This window comes from Brevibacillus sp. B_LB10_24 (genome assembly GCF_046036945.1).
Classification (GTDB): domain Bacteria; phylum Bacillota; class Bacilli; order Brevibacillales; family Brevibacillaceae; genus Brevibacillus_C.
In genome coordinates this window covers 114032-129607 of sequence record NZ_JBJQOQ010000014.1, presented here as the reverse complement: position 1 = coordinate 129607, position 15576 = coordinate 114032, and the positions used below count along the sequence as shown (strand labels likewise).

At 52.4% G+C, this 15576-nt stretch carries 12 protein-coding genes; 6 read left to right on the top strand and 6 right to left on the bottom strand.

Going from position 1 to position 15576, the window contains the following annotated elements; all coding sequences use genetic code 11:
• Nucleotides 1-455 precede the first annotated feature (455 nt).
• On the bottom strand, nucleotides 456-2378 hold the full coding sequence (locus tag ACI7RC_RS14800; RefSeq protein ID WP_408108996.1) for an ABC-F family ATP-binding cassette domain-containing protein: 1923 nt from the start codon (nucleotides 2376-2378) through the stop codon (nucleotides 456-458).
• A gap of 154 nt (nucleotides 2379-2532) precedes the next feature.
• Nucleotides 2533-4131 (bottom strand): S-layer homology domain-containing protein, encoded by a 1599-nt coding sequence (locus tag ACI7RC_RS14795; RefSeq protein ID WP_408108995.1) that lies wholly within the window; start codon nucleotides 4129-4131, stop codon nucleotides 2533-2535.
• Between the two features lie 177 nt (nucleotides 4132-4308).
• Here ACI7RC_RS14795 and ACI7RC_RS14790 point away from each other — a divergent pair, with 177 nt between their 5' ends.
• Both ACI7RC_RS14790 and lgt read left to right on the top strand, forming a co-directional pair.
• Nucleotides 4309-5127: a divergent polysaccharide deacetylase family protein gene (locus ACI7RC_RS14790; RefSeq protein WP_408108994.1), complete on the top strand. Its 819-nt coding sequence runs from the start codon at nucleotides 4309-4311 to the stop codon at nucleotides 5125-5127.
• Nucleotides 5128-5348: 221 nt separating this feature from the next.
• Nucleotides 5349-6140, top strand: coding sequence for a prolipoprotein diacylglyceryl transferase (lgt, locus tag ACI7RC_RS14785; RefSeq protein WP_408108993.1), 792 nt, complete (start codon nucleotides 5349-5351; stop codon nucleotides 6138-6140).
• A gap of 56 nt (nucleotides 6141-6196) precedes the next feature.
• On the opposite strand, the gene motB is transcribed toward lgt, so the two are convergent.
• Both motB and motA read right to left on the bottom strand, forming a co-directional pair.
• Nucleotides 6197-6970, bottom strand: a complete 774-nt coding sequence (motB, locus tag ACI7RC_RS14780; protein ID WP_408108992.1) for a flagellar motor protein MotB — start codon at nucleotides 6968-6970, stop codon at nucleotides 6197-6199.
• Nucleotides 6963-7784, bottom strand: coding sequence for a flagellar motor stator protein MotA (motA, locus tag ACI7RC_RS14775; protein WP_408108991.1), 822 nt, complete (start codon nucleotides 7782-7784; stop codon nucleotides 6963-6965). Before motA ends, motB begins: the two co-directional genes overlap by 8 nt.
• A 167-nt stretch (nucleotides 7785-7951) precedes the next feature.
• Here motA and ACI7RC_RS14770 point away from each other — a divergent pair, with 167 nt between their 5' ends.
• The gene (locus ACI7RC_RS14770) at nucleotides 7952-8410 is read left to right on the top strand and encodes a Dps family protein (RefSeq protein ID WP_408108990.1); all 459 of its coding nucleotides are present in this window, start codon (nucleotides 7952-7954) and stop codon (nucleotides 8408-8410) included.
• Nucleotides 8411-8492: 82 nt separating this feature from the next.
• On the opposite strand, the gene ACI7RC_RS14765 is transcribed toward ACI7RC_RS14770, so the two are convergent.
• Nucleotides 8493-10478 carry an exo-beta-N-acetylmuramidase NamZ domain-containing protein gene (locus tag ACI7RC_RS14765; RefSeq protein ID WP_408108989.1) on the bottom strand — a complete coding sequence of 662 codons (1986 nt, stop codon included), beginning with the start codon at nucleotides 10476-10478 and terminating at the stop codon, nucleotides 8493-8495.
• Nucleotides 10479-10680: 202 nt separating this feature from the next.
• Here ACI7RC_RS14765 and ACI7RC_RS14760 point away from each other — a divergent pair, with 202 nt between their 5' ends.
• On the top strand, nucleotides 10681-10905 hold the full coding sequence (locus tag ACI7RC_RS14760) for a hypothetical protein (protein ID WP_408108988.1): 225 nt from the start codon (nucleotides 10681-10683) through the stop codon (nucleotides 10903-10905).
• 75 nt (nucleotides 10906-10980) lie between these two features.
• On the opposite strand, the gene ACI7RC_RS14755 is transcribed toward ACI7RC_RS14760, so the two are convergent.
• Entirely contained in the window at nucleotides 10981-12174 is a 1194-nt protein-coding gene (locus ACI7RC_RS14755) for an ornithine--oxo-acid transaminase (protein ID WP_408108987.1), read from the bottom strand.
• A 220-nt stretch (nucleotides 12175-12394) separates the two neighbouring features.
• On the opposite strand from ACI7RC_RS14755, the gene ACI7RC_RS14750 reads away from it, so the two are divergent.
• Entirely contained in the window at nucleotides 12395-13822 is a 1428-nt protein-coding gene (locus tag ACI7RC_RS14750) for a sigma-54 interaction domain-containing protein (RefSeq protein WP_408108986.1), read from the top strand.
• Between the two features lie 313 nt (nucleotides 13823-14135).
• Nucleotides 14136-15524, top strand: coding sequence for an amino acid permease (locus tag ACI7RC_RS14745; RefSeq protein ID WP_408108985.1), 1389 nt, complete (start codon nucleotides 14136-14138; stop codon nucleotides 15522-15524).
• Nucleotides 15525-15576 lie beyond the last annotated feature (52 nt).

Below are 15576 nucleotides of genomic sequence, written 5' to 3'. Positions count from 1 at the left end.
ACTTCAACCAGAGCCTCAGCGATGGTAAGTGGCGGGAGTATTCATTTGCTAAAGCATCCTCTATGAGAAAAATTTTTTCTCTGTTTGTTTAATCTGAACGAGAATTAGTTCCCTCATCTTTTCTTTGTCGTATTCATCTTCAAAAAGCGAGAAGCACATGTACTACCGGGTCTGTGATTCAGGCCAATGGTGGTACTGTCTGATAACAGTTAAAGAGAAGTTAAACAACCGCATTTTCACAGGATGAAATGCGGTTGTTTGCCATTATATCTTCCAAAAACTGTCTTAGCGTATGTTTTATACGGTTTGTCGGCGGTACCCCTGTTGGCGTTCCACGAACGAAGCGAGCCCGTTATTTCCGGTTTCCATGGACAATGTACACCACTGCAAAAAATGACGCGGGGCGCTTTTCCCCGCGTTTTTTAGTAGCGAGGCCAAGCGCCCCGGATCTATTGTTATTTCTTGCTCTGCTCAATCTCCTCCACCAACGCCGAAAGCTCTGCCCAGCGTTCAATGGCCTGCTCCAGTTCACCCGTGACCTGCTGCTCTTCCGCATACAGCTGCTGCACCTTTTCGAAGTCGCTGCCGGCCTGGGCGATGGCTGCCTTCAATTCGGCACACCGCTCTTCCAGGGAGGCGATCCTTCCTTCGATTTCCTCCCATTCCCGCTGTTCCTTATAGCTTAACTTACGCTGCCTGTTTGCCCTGCGTCCCGAATCGACTTCTTCCTCGCGCTTTCGGGCCGGTTCTTTGTCCGCAGGCGCTTCTGCCGCCTCTTGCTCCCTGCGCTGAATCTCGAGGTATTCTGAATAGTTGCCGTAAAAACGGCGGATCGTCCCGTCCGGCTCAAAAGCGAACAAGTGGTCAACCGTCCGGTCAAGAAAATAGCGATCATGGGACACCGTAATGACTGCGCCCGGGAACTGCTCCAGATAATCCTCCAGAATCGACAGTGTCTGGATATCGAGGTCATTGGTCGGCTCGTCCAGCAGCAACACGTTCGGCTCGCCCATCAGGGTGCGCAGCAGGTAGAGACGCCGCCGCTCACCGCCCGACAATTTGCCGATGAGCGTCCACTGCACGTGGGGAGGAAACAAGAAGCGTTCCAGCATTTGCGATGCCGTAATGGTGGAGCCGTCCGCCGTGCGGATCACTTCCGCCGCTTCCTTGACGTATTCGATCACCCGCTGCCCCGTGTTCATCTCTACGTTTTCCTGTGTGTAGTAGGCAAGCTTGACGGTCTGCCCAAGCTCAATCGTGCCGCTGTCCGGCTGAATCCGCCCGGCGATCAGGTTGAGCAGCGTCGATTTGCCGCTTCCGTTTGGCCCGATGATGCCAACGCGGTCTTGCGGCTGCAGGATGTAGCTAAAATCCCGGATCAGCTTCCGGCCTTCGTAGCCTTTGCTGACATGCTCCATTTCCAGCACCTTTTTTCCCAGCCGGCTGGCGCCGAGAGAGATGTCCAGTTTTTCCGCAGGACCTGACGTACCTTGGTTCTGCAGTTCCTCCACGCGCTGAATCCGCGCCTTTTGCTTTGTCGTGCGGGCTTTGGCCCCCCGCCGCAGCCACGCCAGTTCGCGGCGAAGCAAATTTTGCCGCTTGCTCTCTGTCGCTGCTTCATTCTCCTCCCGCGCCGCCTTCTTTTCCAAAAACGCCGCGTAGTTGCCCTCGTAACTGTACAGCTTGCCGCCATCCAGCTCTACGATGCGATTGGTGACCCGGTCGAGGAAGTAGCGATCGTGCGTCACCAGCAAAAGGGCCCCTTTATAGCGGGAGAGGTATTCTTCCAGCCACTCCACCGTCTCGTTGTCGATGTGGTTGGTAGGCTCATCCAAGATCAGCAAGTCTGCAGGCTGGATCAAGGCACGCGCCATCGCCACCCGCTTTCGCTGGCCGCCGGACAGTTCGCTGACCAGCTGCGTGAAGCTGCGGATGCCAAGCCGGGTCAGGACGGTTTTTGCGTGTGTATTGGCTTCCCATGCGTTCAGGGCATCCATCTCCTGCTGCAGGGAAAACAGCCGGTTTTGCCGCTCTTTGTCGTCGGGGGAAGCCTGCAGCAGCGCCAATGCCTGCTCGTATTCCCGCAGCAGCTTCATCAGCGGCGAATCTCCATAGAATACTTGTTCCAATACGGTTGATCCGGGGTCAAATTCCGGGTTTTGCGGCAAGTATTCGATCCGAAAATGATTGGCGTGGACGATGTTCCCCTGATCGGCCGTATCGTATCCCGCGATGATTTTCAACAGGGTGGATTTTCCCGTCCCGTTTACCCCGATCAATCCAATTCGCTGATTCTCGGAAATCACCAGCGAGATGTCGTCAAACAGCACCTTTTCTCCAAAGCTTTTCGAGATGTGTTCCGCTCTTAGGATATTCATGATTACCAGTCCTTTTTTCACTCACAACTTCTTTCATTGTACTGTAGGCATAGCCGCTTGCCAATGTCAGACTGCGGAAGCGCCCGATCTGCGCCAGTGTAAAAAAAGAGACGGTTAGTTCAGGCTTCCCCTCATCTAACCGTCTTGCGATCCCTCACCAAGCCAAACTGCGAAAATTTTGGGTAAGGATCGCATTTTGGATCGCGGTCCACATCTCATTGTTCTCCGCTCCAATGTGCCAATAGGCAATTCCAGCAGCACCTTCAGCCAAAATCATTTGGTATAACTTGGTAAAAGATCTCGTCTCTTCCAGCCAAATCGTATGCTTGACGCTTCCTTCCCAATAAGTCGCAACGTATTGGCTTGTTGTGTCATCCCAGTAGATATTCGGATTCTTCTTTTTGAGAATGGCCTGCTGCTCCTCCAACGTCAGGTCGGTGGAAGTCAAGGTGCCGTCCTTCATATACCAATCCCGGTTAAAAAAAGGAACCGCAACGATCAGCTTATTGACCGGAATAGAAGCCTTCAGCCCCCTGATCGCATTCTTGAGCCACGGCAGCGAGGAGACAGACCCAGCCTCGGGGCCTCCCGTCCAATGTTCATCATAGCCCATCAATACGACATAGTCGGCATATTTACCCAATGCGGCAAAGTCGAACGGTTCCGACCAGTCCGACCCCAGATCAGGCGGCACGTCGACAGACAGCTTCGCTTGATGTGCGGAAAGAGCGCTCGCCAGCTCTTTGACGAATGCGGTAAAATTGTCCCTGTCCGCCGGATCTACATTTTCGAAGTCCAGGTTCAATCCGTCCAGTTTGTACTTGTCGACGAATCCGACCAGCTGGTTGACCATTTTCGTTCTGTTCGCACTCGCCGCCAGCATGCTGTGGGTCAGCTCTCTGTTAAAGCGATTGCCGACGAGCGGCCACACCTGTTTGCTTTTTTGGTGTGCCCAGGTTACCAATGAAGCCGTTGTCCGATCAGAAAAATTGCCTGATGCATCAAAGTAATACCAGCGCGGAGACAGCTTGTTGACTGCGACACCAGAGCTGCCGACACGCTGCTGGAACTCGGCGTCTGTACCTCCGTACTCCCAACCGAGCTGTATGGGAGGCTGCACCTTTGCCATCTGCCCGGACTTGTCTGCCTGAACTGCCAGCTTGTCGAGCACGACTGCTGTTTCCTCGCGGGACAATGGATCGGCAGGGCGAAACTTCCCATCTGCCCCCTGCATGTATTTCAGCCTGGTGATCTCTGCCACATACGGCTTGGCCCAAACCGCGATCTTGCTTGCGTCGCTGTAGGACGATGGCTTGCTGCCGCTCTGGTCCCCCTCCAAGATCCTCACCAGCATGACAGCAGCTTCCTGGCGGGAGATCGGCGCGTTCGGCGAAAAGGTGGAAGCGCCGGTTCCGCGGGCCAATCCTAATTCGGCCGCTGTTTGTACCCACGAATAATACCAGGCCTGTTTTGACACGTCTGTGAACAGCGGCACCGTTCCAGCCTGTGGTTGAATTTTTATCAATTTCTCCAACATTTTTACGAATTCACTGCGAGTGACCGGTTGTTTAGGCTGATACTTCCGATCCCCATTTCCTTCCACAATTCCCCGTATGTACAAATCCGTTATCTGCTGTTTTGCAAATGAACCCGATATGTCATCAAAGGGATTTACGGCAGCTGCCTCGCTTGCCGTGTCGGCAAGACAAAACACCGCCAGCACCAGAGCCATGATACGTCCTGTTGCCTTCAAAACCAGTTGCCCCCCAACCATGGGAATTTCTCTCGTACAAATTCCCATTCTAAAAGAGAAAGGAGCCGCGCTCATTATGAAACTGCTGGGAATTGTAGAAGTTCAGGCCAACCGTTCATGAAACGCTGTGCGATTATCCATATTAAAAACATCATGGGTTTCGAGGGGGCACTGACGATGAAAGGAACCGTCAAAACAGCTTGTTTTGTCATATCAGGGCTTCTATTGGCTGCTCTGCTCGTGTCGTTACCGCTTTTCCCATCGGAGGCCCTGCCGGCAGATTCTCCTGTCTCCCAAAAGAAAAACGTGGCAATCGTCATCGATGATTTTGGCAACAATATGGCCGGGACTGCAGAAATCATCGAATTGCCGTTTCATTTAACTATTGCCGTCATGCCGTTCCAGCGCACGACCAAGCGGGACGCCGAGTGGGCCCACCATGCCGGTCACGATGTCTTTGTGCACATTCCGATGGAGCCTATTTCCAAAAATGTAAAAGGACTGGGGAAGGGAGCGATCACAACGGATCTGACGGACGAGGAAATCCGCCAACGGGTGAACGCTGCCATCGATGATGTGCCTCATGCCGTTGGAGTCAACAATCATATGGGGTCGAAGGCGACAGCGGACCGGCGGGTGATGCGCGCCGTCCTGCAGGTATGCCGGGATCGGGGCATTGCCTTTCTCGACAGCAAGACGAACCGTCTGAGCATTGCCGGCGAGGTTGCCAAAGAATTAGGCGTTCCCTACGCGGAAAATCAACTTTTTTTAGATAACAAAAACAGCAGCCGCTACATCCAGAATCAATTCGAACGCATATACAAACACCTGTCAAATAAAGATAGCTGTGTCGCTATCGGCCACGTCGGAAGACCGGGAAAAAAGACGGCAGCGGTATTGAAAAAAACGCTGCCCGAACTGAATAAAAAGGCAAATCTCGTAGGAGTCACTCAGCTTTTCAAATTAAAAAACTCCCCTCTGCCGATCATTAATTAAGACCGGGAATCCCCAGTTAAGCAACGCTGCCGAACATGAGACAAAAGTGGTCGACAGGATCGCTTGTCCCGGCGTTTTCGCCAGGCTGGCGACACCTGAAAAGGGTATGTCTGCATTTTCCCTCTTTTTGATTTTCAGGTATTGCTTCCGCTGTGGTATGATAAGTAACATCCATTCTGTAAAGGATTTCGGAAGCATCCAAAAGGAAAGAAGGGAGCAAATTGCACCAGTACATAGCCCATATCGGCCCTTTTCCCATCCGTTCGTACAGCCTTTTGTTCATTCTCGCCTTTCTTCTAGGACTGGGAGTGACGGTTACCCTGGCCAAGCTGCAAAAAAAGGAGCACCTGGCAGAACATATCATGAACCTCTCTGTTCCGATGTTTATCGGTGCGATTATCGGTTCGCGCTTCTGGACCGTGTTCCTGTTCGATTGGCCTTATTACTCGCAGCATCCAGGCGAAATCATCGCGATCTGGCACGGGGGATTGTCGATCCAAGGCGGGATCGTCGGAGCGATCGCAGTCGGCTTCTGGTACGTGCGGAAGCACAAGCTGTCATTTTGGGAGATGGCCGACTTATGCGCCCCCGGACTGATTCTCGGGCAGAGCATCGGCAGGGACGCCAATCTGATGAACGGCGATGCCTTTGGCGATCCGACCGGCGGCGATTTTGGCATTCTGTATCCAGAGGGCACCAACGCCCGCGCTGTCTTTGGAGACCGCCCGCTCTGGCCGGCCGAAGTGTGGGAAGGGCAAATGGATGTCATCTTCTTTGCCGTCCTGATGATTCTGATGCAGAAACGTCTAAAGCGCGGCTATCTGTTTCTCATTTACAACATTTTGTACAACGCCGGACGCTTCGCACTGGAGATGCTCCGCGGCGACTCGCCCCGCTACCTGTTCGGTTGGACGACAGCCCAGTGGACAGCGGTGAGCATTATCCTGATTGCCCTTGCAGCAGGTATCTACCTGCACTTTCGAGAGCCAAAACAGCCGGAACCGGCTCAATAAGACACCCCTTCTATACCGGCGAGTTGCCTCGTGTAGAAGGGGTGTTTTTCGCTTGCCTACTGCAGCGGTTTGGGATTGTTGCGCAAAATAGCCACTTCGACGCGTCGGTTCTTGGCCCGCCCTTCCGCACTGTCATTGGGTGCGATCGGGTGATACTCTCCATAACCGGTAGCGCTGAATTTTTGCGGATCAAGCTGGGGATTCTGCAGCAGGATCTTCATGAAGTTGAGCGCCCGTTTCGAGCTTAGATCCCAGTTGGAAGGGAATTCCGCCGTGTGAATCGGCACGTTGTCCGTGTGGCCCGAGACGGTGATTTGCCGCGGCTGCGGAACCAGCAGCTTGGAGATCTCACTTGCCAGCTCTCTCGCTTCCGGGCGTACCTGGGCGCTTCCCGAGTTAAACAGCGCATTGTCCATGATAGTGATCAAAAGGCCCGTCTCCGTTACTTTCGTATGAAGCTTTTCCTGCAATGCGTGCTCCAGGATGTAAGTGTCCAGTTGTTCCTTCGCCTTCTCCAGGTCCTCCGTCTCTTGGCGGTACCGTTCTGCCTGTTCCTGCTCAGCTTTGGACATCATCGTGACGTCGTCCGGAATCTGCAGTGTATCCGGCGGCATGGTAATGGGGGCAGGGCTTTCCAAGATGCTTGTCCCCCCTGTAAACGCAACGTTAAACGACTGGGCCAACTGATCGAATTTCTTGACATCCAGCTTGCTTGAAGCGAAGAGTACGATGAACAAGGCCAAAAGCAGCGTCAATAAGTCCGAGTAAGGGATCAGCCAGGTTTCATCAATATGCTCTTCTTCCGAGCCGTGTCTCCTCCGCTTAGCCATTCACTCCGACACCTTCTCTCGCCTGGGCATTCACATCTTTTTCTTCCGCCCGTTCAGCCATGCGTTCGTGCAGCGGGATGTACACCAGCAGCTTTTGTTCGATCGCAGCCGGAGAGACACCTGCCTGGATGGACAACAAGCCTTCCACCATGATCTTTTTTATTTCGATTTCCCGTTTCGATTTGCGTTTCAGCTTGTTGGCAAACGGGTGCCACAGCACATAACCGGAGAAAATCCCCATCAGAGTAGCGACAAACGCAGCGGCGATCGAGTGGCCCAGCTTGTCGATATCGGCTAAGTTCCCCAGCGCTGCGATCAGCCCGACGACCGCGCCAAGCACCCCCAATGTCGGCGCAGCGGCACCAGCCTGGGAGAAGATCTGCGCTCCTGAAGCATGCCGTTCCTCTATGGCGTAGATTTCCTCGTTTAAGACATCCCGGACAAATTCCGGCTCGCCGCCGTCAATAATCATCTTCATGCCGTTCCTTAAAAATTCGTCCTCGATTTCATCCGAGGTGTTTTCCAGCGCAAGCAGCCCTTCCCGGCGGGCGATCGACGCCCATGCCATAAACTGTTCGATCAACTCTCGCTTGGAAACGAGCTTTTGCTCCGTAAAAAGCACCTTTAGGAGAGCCGGCACCCTCTTGAGCTCCGAGGTGGGGAACCCGATAAACAGCGCTGCCGCGGTTCCTACGAAGATGATCATAATAGCGGCAGGATTCGCCAGTGTTGAGATTGATGCCCCCTTCAACACCATGCCAACGCCAACGGCTAAGAGTCCGAGGAAGAGTCCAATATAAGTTGATTTTTCCATGTCGCCACTCCCCAAAAAATCCGTAAATAAAATACCCTACTTATGGTTTCGGCAAATCGGCCGGGAACCATGAGAGTAAGATGTGACAAATGAGCAAATTCGTATAGAACCGGATGGATTGAGAGATGTTACTATGTGAACACGATTGGAAAGGGAGGAGCTGAAGCATGGCCACCGATGTCAGACAGGTTACCAAAACGGTCACAAGCGTATTAAACACCCAAATTGCAAACTGGGGCGTCCTCTATGTAAAGCTGCACAATTACCACTGGTATGTAAGCGGTCCGAACTTTTTTACGCTGCACGCCACCTTTGAGCAATTGTACAATGAAGCCGCCCAGCACCTCGACGAATTGGCCGAGCGGCTCCTGGCGATCAAGGAAAAGCCGCTCGCCACGATGAAGGAATACCTGGAGAAAGCCACGATAAAAGAAGCAGCCGGCAGCGAGTCGACGGAGCAGATGGTAAAAACCATTGCCGACGATTTTGATACCTTGATCGCGGAGACAAAAGAGGGGCTGAAGATTGCCGAGTCCCAGCAGGATGACGCTACAGCGGACATGCTGACTTCCATTCGCCAATCTTTGGAAAAGCACGTTTGGATGCTGCGTTCTTATTTAAAGTAGAACCCTGTACCCCCTTGCCGCCTGCCCGCAAATCAAAAGGGTGTGATCATGCCTGCACCGGCAGGCTGATCACACCCTTTCATTACTTCAGAAAAGAAACCTGGAATGACTCATGTCCCAGTACTTCAAATGAGTACCCTTCAGCTTTGAGGGTTTGAATGATCTTGGGCAGCGCTTGAACCGTCTTCTCCTTGCCGACGCCGTCATGCATGAGGATAATTACCTGCTTGTTGTTTTTTGTTGCCTTGACGACGCTTTGCACTGCACTTTCGACGGTGTATCCCTTTGCGCTGGCATCGCCGATGCTGACGTTCCAATCGAAGTGGCGATAGCCGCGCTTCTCCGCTTCCTTGACGATATCCGGCATGATCCACTTGTTCTTGCCGTATTTGCCGGGATCCTGCGCATGTTTGCTCACCGTGTTGTTGCTGCCTCCAGGAAAGCGGATCAGCGTAGGAGCGACCCCGGTCACCTGCTCAATCGCCTTATTGCCTGCCTCCAAATCTTTGAAGAAGCCGTCTACCGATTTGTACACGAGATTGTAATCGTGTGAAAACGTGTGACCGCCCACGGCGTGGCCTTCATCAACTTCCCGTTTCAGAATGGCCTCCCGTCCCTTGATATTGCGTCCGACGACAAAAAACGTCGCCTTCACCTGATTCTCCTTTAAAATGTCTAAAATCTTCGGAGTGTTGACGGACGGCCCGTCGTCAAATGTCAGGTACGCCACCTTTGCATTTGGATCCGGCTTGGGCTGCGGCGGCTTCGGCGGCTGTGCTGTCGGCTTGCCGGTTTGAGATGCCGCCGGCGGCGCCGTGACCAGGGCCGGGCCTGCAGGCGAATTCCCCGCGCCTAGCGGAACGTCTCCGTAAATCAGGTACTTTTTCCGCTCTTCCTTAAACTTGGCCAGCACTTCGGCGTATCCTACTTCGATCTGCTGCGGCGTCAGCCCCTGCTCCAACGACTTGCCGATTTGATCTGTTCCCATGATTTTGTCAAACATGACAATGTCCCCGCCCGTACTCTTGGGAACGGCAAAATGGTTGAGTGAATGGGCGTAGCCGAGAACATAGATGCCTGTCTTGGCCGGATTAAACGTCCGCGGATCGGTGATCATCAGGCGAACCCCGCCGGCTGAGCCGCGCTGTTCCGGGGTGAACGAAACGCCTTTTAAGCCCGCATTGTTCAAGAGATTGGCCAAAGTCTGGCTGTTGATGCCCTTTCCGCCAACCCACTTGAATTTGTCCGCTTGCGTAATCCCAGTCCCCTCGCCGAGCCCGGTCGCCATGTAGCCAAAGACGGACGTGATGTCGGGAATGTTCGGAGAGCTTTGCACCCAGCGCAGTCCTGTATCCTGCCAGATCGTGTTTCTGGTGTATCCCTCCATCGGGACAACAGCCAGGTCGGCTCCGATCTTGCGATTGAAGAAATAGGCCAATTCCCCCGCAGTCATCCCGTGTGCCATCGGCAGGTTATCTACGCCGACAAAAGAGGCGAACTTGTCTTCCAGCACCGGTCCGTCGACAATCGTCCCTCCCAGCGGATTGGGCCTGTCAAGAACGACGATTTGCTTGCCGTGCTTCTTTGCCGCCTGCATGCAGTATTGCAAGGTAGAAATGTACGTATAAGACCGTGCACCGATATCCTGCATGTCAAAGACGAGAGAATCGAGACCCTTGAGCATTTCCTCGGTCGGCATCCGCGTTTTTCCGTAGAGGCTGTATACCGGAACCTTGTATTTGCTGTCGGTGTAGGACTCCACATAAGCGCCTGCCGGTGCCTTCCCGTCAATCCCGTGTTCCGGCCCAAACAAAGCCACTACATTGGTCTTCGGGTACTTGAAGAGTACGTCGATGATGCTGGCGCCCTGGCTGTTTACACCCGTCTGATTGGTGACAATCCCGATTTTTTTCCCGTCGATGAAGTGGTGGTACTTGCTGATCAGCAAATCGTCCCCCAGAGAAACCTTCGGAACCGCATAGGTTTCAAAGGCCGTGGCAAAGACCAGCAGCATCGCAGCAATCAGCACGAGAAGCTCTTTCTTCAACCCTGATGTCCTCTTCCTCATGGATAACTCCCCTTCTATGTACGACAGACTCTTTCCCTCTCTTACATTTGACGCTAAAAATCGGTATTAGTTTCAAAAAAGTGCAGAAAAATGGAGGATTTTGACCAAAAATTGCGTTTGCAAAAAAGCATAAGGGCAGGGGGAGAAGGTTAAGCTAACAGGGTATGAATAAATCACCTTAGCTGAAAAAGGAGGAACGAAAATGCCCCAACAAATGGATACCAACACGCTGAAAAAAGCAGAGGCGGCCGCAGCAATGGCAAAAGAAATGATCACCCAGGCGATTACGCAATCCGCCGCCAATACGATGCAAGCGGAAGAAGCCCTGAAACAAGCTTCCAATGAAATCGCCCAGGTCCAAATGATGGTCAGCCAGGTTCAATCGGCGATGCAGGCTCAGTCTATGCAGCAGCAACAGCCCAAGTAAGCATTTGGTCAAAAAAAGGCTAAAACACGCCGGCGGAAAGCCGAGTGTTTTAGCCTTTCTTTACGCGAGCTTTTCTTACACCTGGAAGACCTGATTGATCCGTTCCATCGCCCAATCCAGTTCCTCCCGGGAAATGACCAGCGGCGGAGCAAAGCGGATCGTCGTTTCATGCGTCTCTTTGCACAACAAGCCAAGCTCTTTCAGCTTCTCACAGTACGGTCTGGCGGACGTGGTCAGCTCCACGCCGATAAACAGCCCTCTGCCCCGCACTTCGCGAATCGCGGGATGCTGGATTTCTTTTAATCTCTCCATGAAATATTTGCCCAATTCCAGCGAACGGGCGACCAGGCCCTCTTCTTCGATGACGTCGAGCGCTGCCACGGCGACAGCGCAGCCCAATGGGTTGCCGCCAAATGTGGAACCGTGGGACCCCGGCTCAAACACTCCGAGAATCTCCTTGTCCGCTGCGACCGCCGATATCGGGAATACCCCTCCCCCCAGCGCTTTCCCCATAATGAACATATCTGGCGTGACACCCTCCCACTCACTGGCAAAAAGCTTCCCGGTGCGCCCAAAACCCGTTTGGATTTCGTCGGCGACGAACAGGACGTTGTTCGCCCTGCAGACTTCCTCTGCCGCCTTGAGAAAACCTTGCGGCGGGATGATGATGCCGGCTTCCCCCTGGATCGGTTCGATGACCAATGCCGCGGTATTCGGCGTAATCGCGTTCTTCAACGCCTCGATATCCCCGTATGGAATTATCGTGAAGCCCGGCGTAAAAGGTCCAAACCCGCGTCTGTACTCCTCGGCGGAGGAGAACGAGGTGATCGTTACGGTTCGGCCGTGAAAATTGCCCTCGCAGACGATGATGTCCGCCTGGTTTTCCGGGACCTTCTTCACATCGTACGCCCAGCGCCTGATCGCCTTCAGCGCCGTTTCTACCGCTTCAGCGCCCGTATTCATCGGCAAAATCATTTCTTTTCCCGTCAGCTTCGCCAGCTTTTCGTAAAACAGCCCCAGTTGATCGCTGTAAAACGCCCGCGAGGTAAGCGTTACCTTGTCCGCCTGGTCTTTCAGCGCCTGGATGATCTTCGGATGGCGATGCCCCTGGTTAAGCGCGGAGTAGGCACTCAGCATGTCCATGTACCGGTTGCCTTCCGGATCTTCCACCCAGACACCCTCTGCCCGCGATATGACGATCGGCAGCGGATGGTAGTTGTGGGCTCCGAACTTTTCCGTTTGTTCAATAATCGCTTTGGTTTGGCTCATGCTTGTTCCTCCTTCGTTTTGTGGTCCGCTATTACTCCCTTTCAAGAATGATGCCAACGCTCGCAATGCTTGAATGGCTTCATTTTCACAAAGCTGCCTGCAAGTTGTTCGCCAAAATATTTTGCACCCAATATTTGTGTTGCCAAATAATCGCAAAATTATTTTGCATGCAGCGAATCATGTGCTAAAATTTGATCGACTAAAGGGGTGGCAAAACGTGATGAACACACTGCTTGAGCACGAAAAAATCAAACAGTTTTTAACAATCTATGAACATATCCTCGATGAGATCAACGAGGGCGTTCACGTGATTGACAAGAACGGCATATCCGTCTTGTACAACCGCAAAATGACTGAACTGGAATCGATGCATAAAAATGATGTGCTGGGCAAAAATCTATTAGATGTCTTTCAGTTTCCGGACGGAGAACAGAGCACATTGCTGCAAGCGCTGCACAACGGAAAAGCGATCCGCCATATCAAACAGACCTATTTTAATGATAAAGGAAAAGAGATCACCACAATTAACCATACGTATCCGCTGAAGGATGGCAACAGGATTATCGGCGCTGTAGAGATTGCCAGCGATGTGACGAAGATGGAACGGATGATTCGGGAAAATTTGCTCGAAAAGGAGAAAGGCGGCACCCGTTATACGTTTGAAAGCATCATCGGCAAAAGCGCGGTGATTCACGATCTGATCGAGAATGCCAAGCGAGCCGCGCGAACCTCATCGTCCGTGCTCGTCGTCGGGGAAACAGGGACGGGCAAAGAACTTTTTGTCCAAAGCATCCATCAGGCCAGCGCACGCGCTTCTGCTCCGTTTATCTCGCAAAATTGTGCGGCTCTGCCGGAAGGCTTGATAGAAGGCTTGCTATTCGGTACGTCGCGCGGCGCTTTTACGGGAGCGGTGGAGCGTGCCGGACTGTTTGAACAGGCGGAGGGCGGAACGCTCTTTTTGGATGAGATCAATTCGCTCAGTTTGCCTTTGCAGGCGAAGCTGCTTCGCGCTTTGCAGGAGAAATCGATTCGCCGGATCGGCGATACCAAAGACCGATCGATGAATGTGCGGATCATCGCCGCAATCAATGAAGACCCGATAGAAGCGATCTCCAACCAGCAGCTGCGCAAGGACCTGTATTACCGGTTAGGCGTGGTTACGCTGTTTATCCCGCCTTTGCGCGAGCGCAGAGAAGATATTCCATTGCTGACACAGCATTTTATCCAAAAGTACAACCAGCTGTTTCAGATGGATGTCACGGGTGTAAGCGAGGAAGTGCAGCAGTTTTATCTCGGGTACGATTGGCCCGGCAATGTTCGTGAGCTGCAGCATGTGATCGAGGGCGCGATGAATCTGATGGCAGATGAAACGACGATTATGCCCCATCATCTGCCCTCTCTTCATCTCCGCCGCAAAAATCAGGTGCAGCAAGCTTCCCATGCGGCAGCGGCCAGTCTGGAACAACAATTTCTTGAAGAAACGGCCAGGGAAGCTGCTCCTTTAAAAGAAAAGCTGCTCATGTTTGAAAGCAGCTATATTCAAATGGTAGTGGGTAAGCATAACGGAAATTTGTCACGCGCCGCCAAAGAGCTGGGGATCAGCAGGCAGAGTCTGCAGTATCGCTTGCGCAGATTGAAGCAGAGATAAGTTTCGCCGATCATCCAACCCGCCCTCTATACAAAATGGTTTGTAGACCTGACAATACATGTGCAAAATATCTTTGCATCAGGTTTACTTTTTTTGCAGTTCGATTGTTATTTTTTTGGCACAACCTCACTGCGGCAAACGTTTCTCCTTTTTATTCAACGTTTTTTTATTATAAATGGATTGGTATAATAATTGCTAATTATGTTAATAGACTTGTAAGCGCATTCACATGGCGGATCAGGAGTGTGATCATCATTTAAGCGGGGAACCTTGTCGGAGGATCCTGGAAAGAAACAGATAAGGAGAGGTTAAAATGACATCAAATCAGGATCAACAGCATGAATTGAAGCGAACCTTAAAAAGCAGACACCTGTTTATGATCTCGTTGGGCGGGATTATCGGAACCGGCCTCTTCCTCGGCTCAGGATACACGATCAGCCAGGCTGGACCGATTGGAGCGATCATTTCGTATCTCGTCGGCGGGTTTATCATGTACCTCACCATGCTTTGCCTGGGAGAATTATCGGTAGCCATGCCGGTAGCAGGTTCTTTTCAAGCATACACCTCAAAATTTATCAGTCCTGCCCTTGGCTTTACCGTTGGCTGGCTTTATTGGTTGGGTTGGGCCGTTACTGTAGCGCTGGAGCTGCTCTCTTCCGGGCTGTTGATGCAGAGATGGTTTCCCGCTTCACCGGTTTGGATGTGGTGTGCGGTCTTCGGTGTCGTATTGTTCGTATTGAATGCGCTTTCTGCCAAAGCTTTCGGCGAGACCGAATTTTGGTTCTCCACCGTGAAGGTAAGTGCGATCATTTTGTTCATTATTTTAGGTGGAGCCGCCATGTTCGGCTTCATCAGTATGAAGGGTGGACAAGCTGCCCCGCTGTTTACTCACTATACGACAGCTTCCCTTCTGCCGCACGGCATAACCGGCTTGCTGCTGACGATGATTACGGTTAACTTCTCCTTCCAGGGAACGGAATTGATCGGGATTGCCGCAGGCGAGAGCGCCGAGCCGGAAAAAACAATCCCGCGGTCGATTCGAGCGACCGTTTGGCGTACCTTGATTTTCTTCGTATTGGCTATTTTCGTTTTGGCCGGATTAATCCCATATCAGCAAGCAGGCGTCATCGAGAGCCCGTTCGTCGTCGTGTTTGACAGTATTGGTATTCCTTTTGCCGCCGACATCATGAACTTTGTCATTTTGACCGCGCTCCTCTCCGTTGCCAACTCCGGTTTGTATGCGGCAACCCGGATGCTTTGGTCTTTGTCAAAATCAGACATGGCAAGCCCTGCACTAGGCCGTCTCAACAAAAAGGGCGTTCCGATGAACGCCCTGCTGCTGACATTTGCGATCGCGCTCTTGTCCCTTCTCTCCAGCGTGTTTGCCAAAGATACGGTTTATGTCTGGCTTATTTCTCTCGCAGGCCTGGGCGCTCAGGTAGGCTGGATTTCCATATCCGCTTCCCAGTTGGCTTTCCGGAAACAGTACTTGGCTAATGGCGGAAAAGTAGCGGATCTAAAGTTTAAAACACCGCTTTATCCGGTTCTTCCGGCGGTCGCCCTGACTTTAAATACGGTTGTTTTGCTCAGCCTGGCCTTTGATCCTGAACAGCGTGTGGCGCTTTACTGCGCGATTCCGTTTACGATATTCTGCCTCGTATATTTCCAACTGAGGGTCAAAGGGAAGGCGGTACTGGATTAACTGAAACGAAAGAGCCCTGACTAAACTCAGGGCTCAATCTTTTTGCTCAGGC

Bases quoted from the DNA above. Each gene is read 5' to 3' on its own strand.
- ACI7RC_RS14770 (WP_408108990.1), top strand. From the start codon at position 7,952: ATGGCCACCGATGTCAGACAGGTTACCAAAACGGTCACAAGCGTATTA.
- motB (WP_408108992.1), bottom strand. From the start codon at position 6,970: ATGGCTAAGCGGAGGAGACACGGCTCGGAAGAAGAGCATATTGATGAA.
- motA (WP_408108991.1), bottom strand. From the start codon at position 7,784: ATGGAAAAATCAACTTATATTGGACTCTTCCTCGGACTCTTAGCCGTT.
- ACI7RC_RS14760 (WP_408108988.1), top strand. From the start codon at position 10,681: ATGCCCCAACAAATGGATACCAACACGCTGAAAAAAGCAGAGGCGGCC.
- ACI7RC_RS14750 (WP_408108986.1), top strand. From the start codon at position 12,395: ATGAACACACTGCTTGAGCACGAAAAAATCAAACAGTTTTTAACAATC.
- ACI7RC_RS14790 (WP_408108994.1), top strand. From the start codon at position 4,309: ATGAAAGGAACCGTCAAAACAGCTTGTTTTGTCATATCAGGGCTTCTA.
- ACI7RC_RS14745 (WP_408108985.1), top strand. From the start codon at position 14,136: ATGACATCAAATCAGGATCAACAGCATGAATTGAAGCGAACCTTAAAA.
- ACI7RC_RS14765 (WP_408108989.1), bottom strand. From the start codon at position 10,478: ATGAGGAAGAGGACATCAGGGTTGAAGAAAGAGCTTCTCGTGCTGATT.
- ACI7RC_RS14755 (WP_408108987.1), bottom strand. From the start codon at position 12,174: ATGAGCCAAACCAAAGCGATTATTGAACAAACGGAAAAGTTCGGAGCC.
- ACI7RC_RS14800 (WP_408108996.1), bottom strand. From the start codon at position 2,378: ATGAATATCCTAAGAGCGGAACACATCTCGAAAAGCTTTGGAGAAAAG.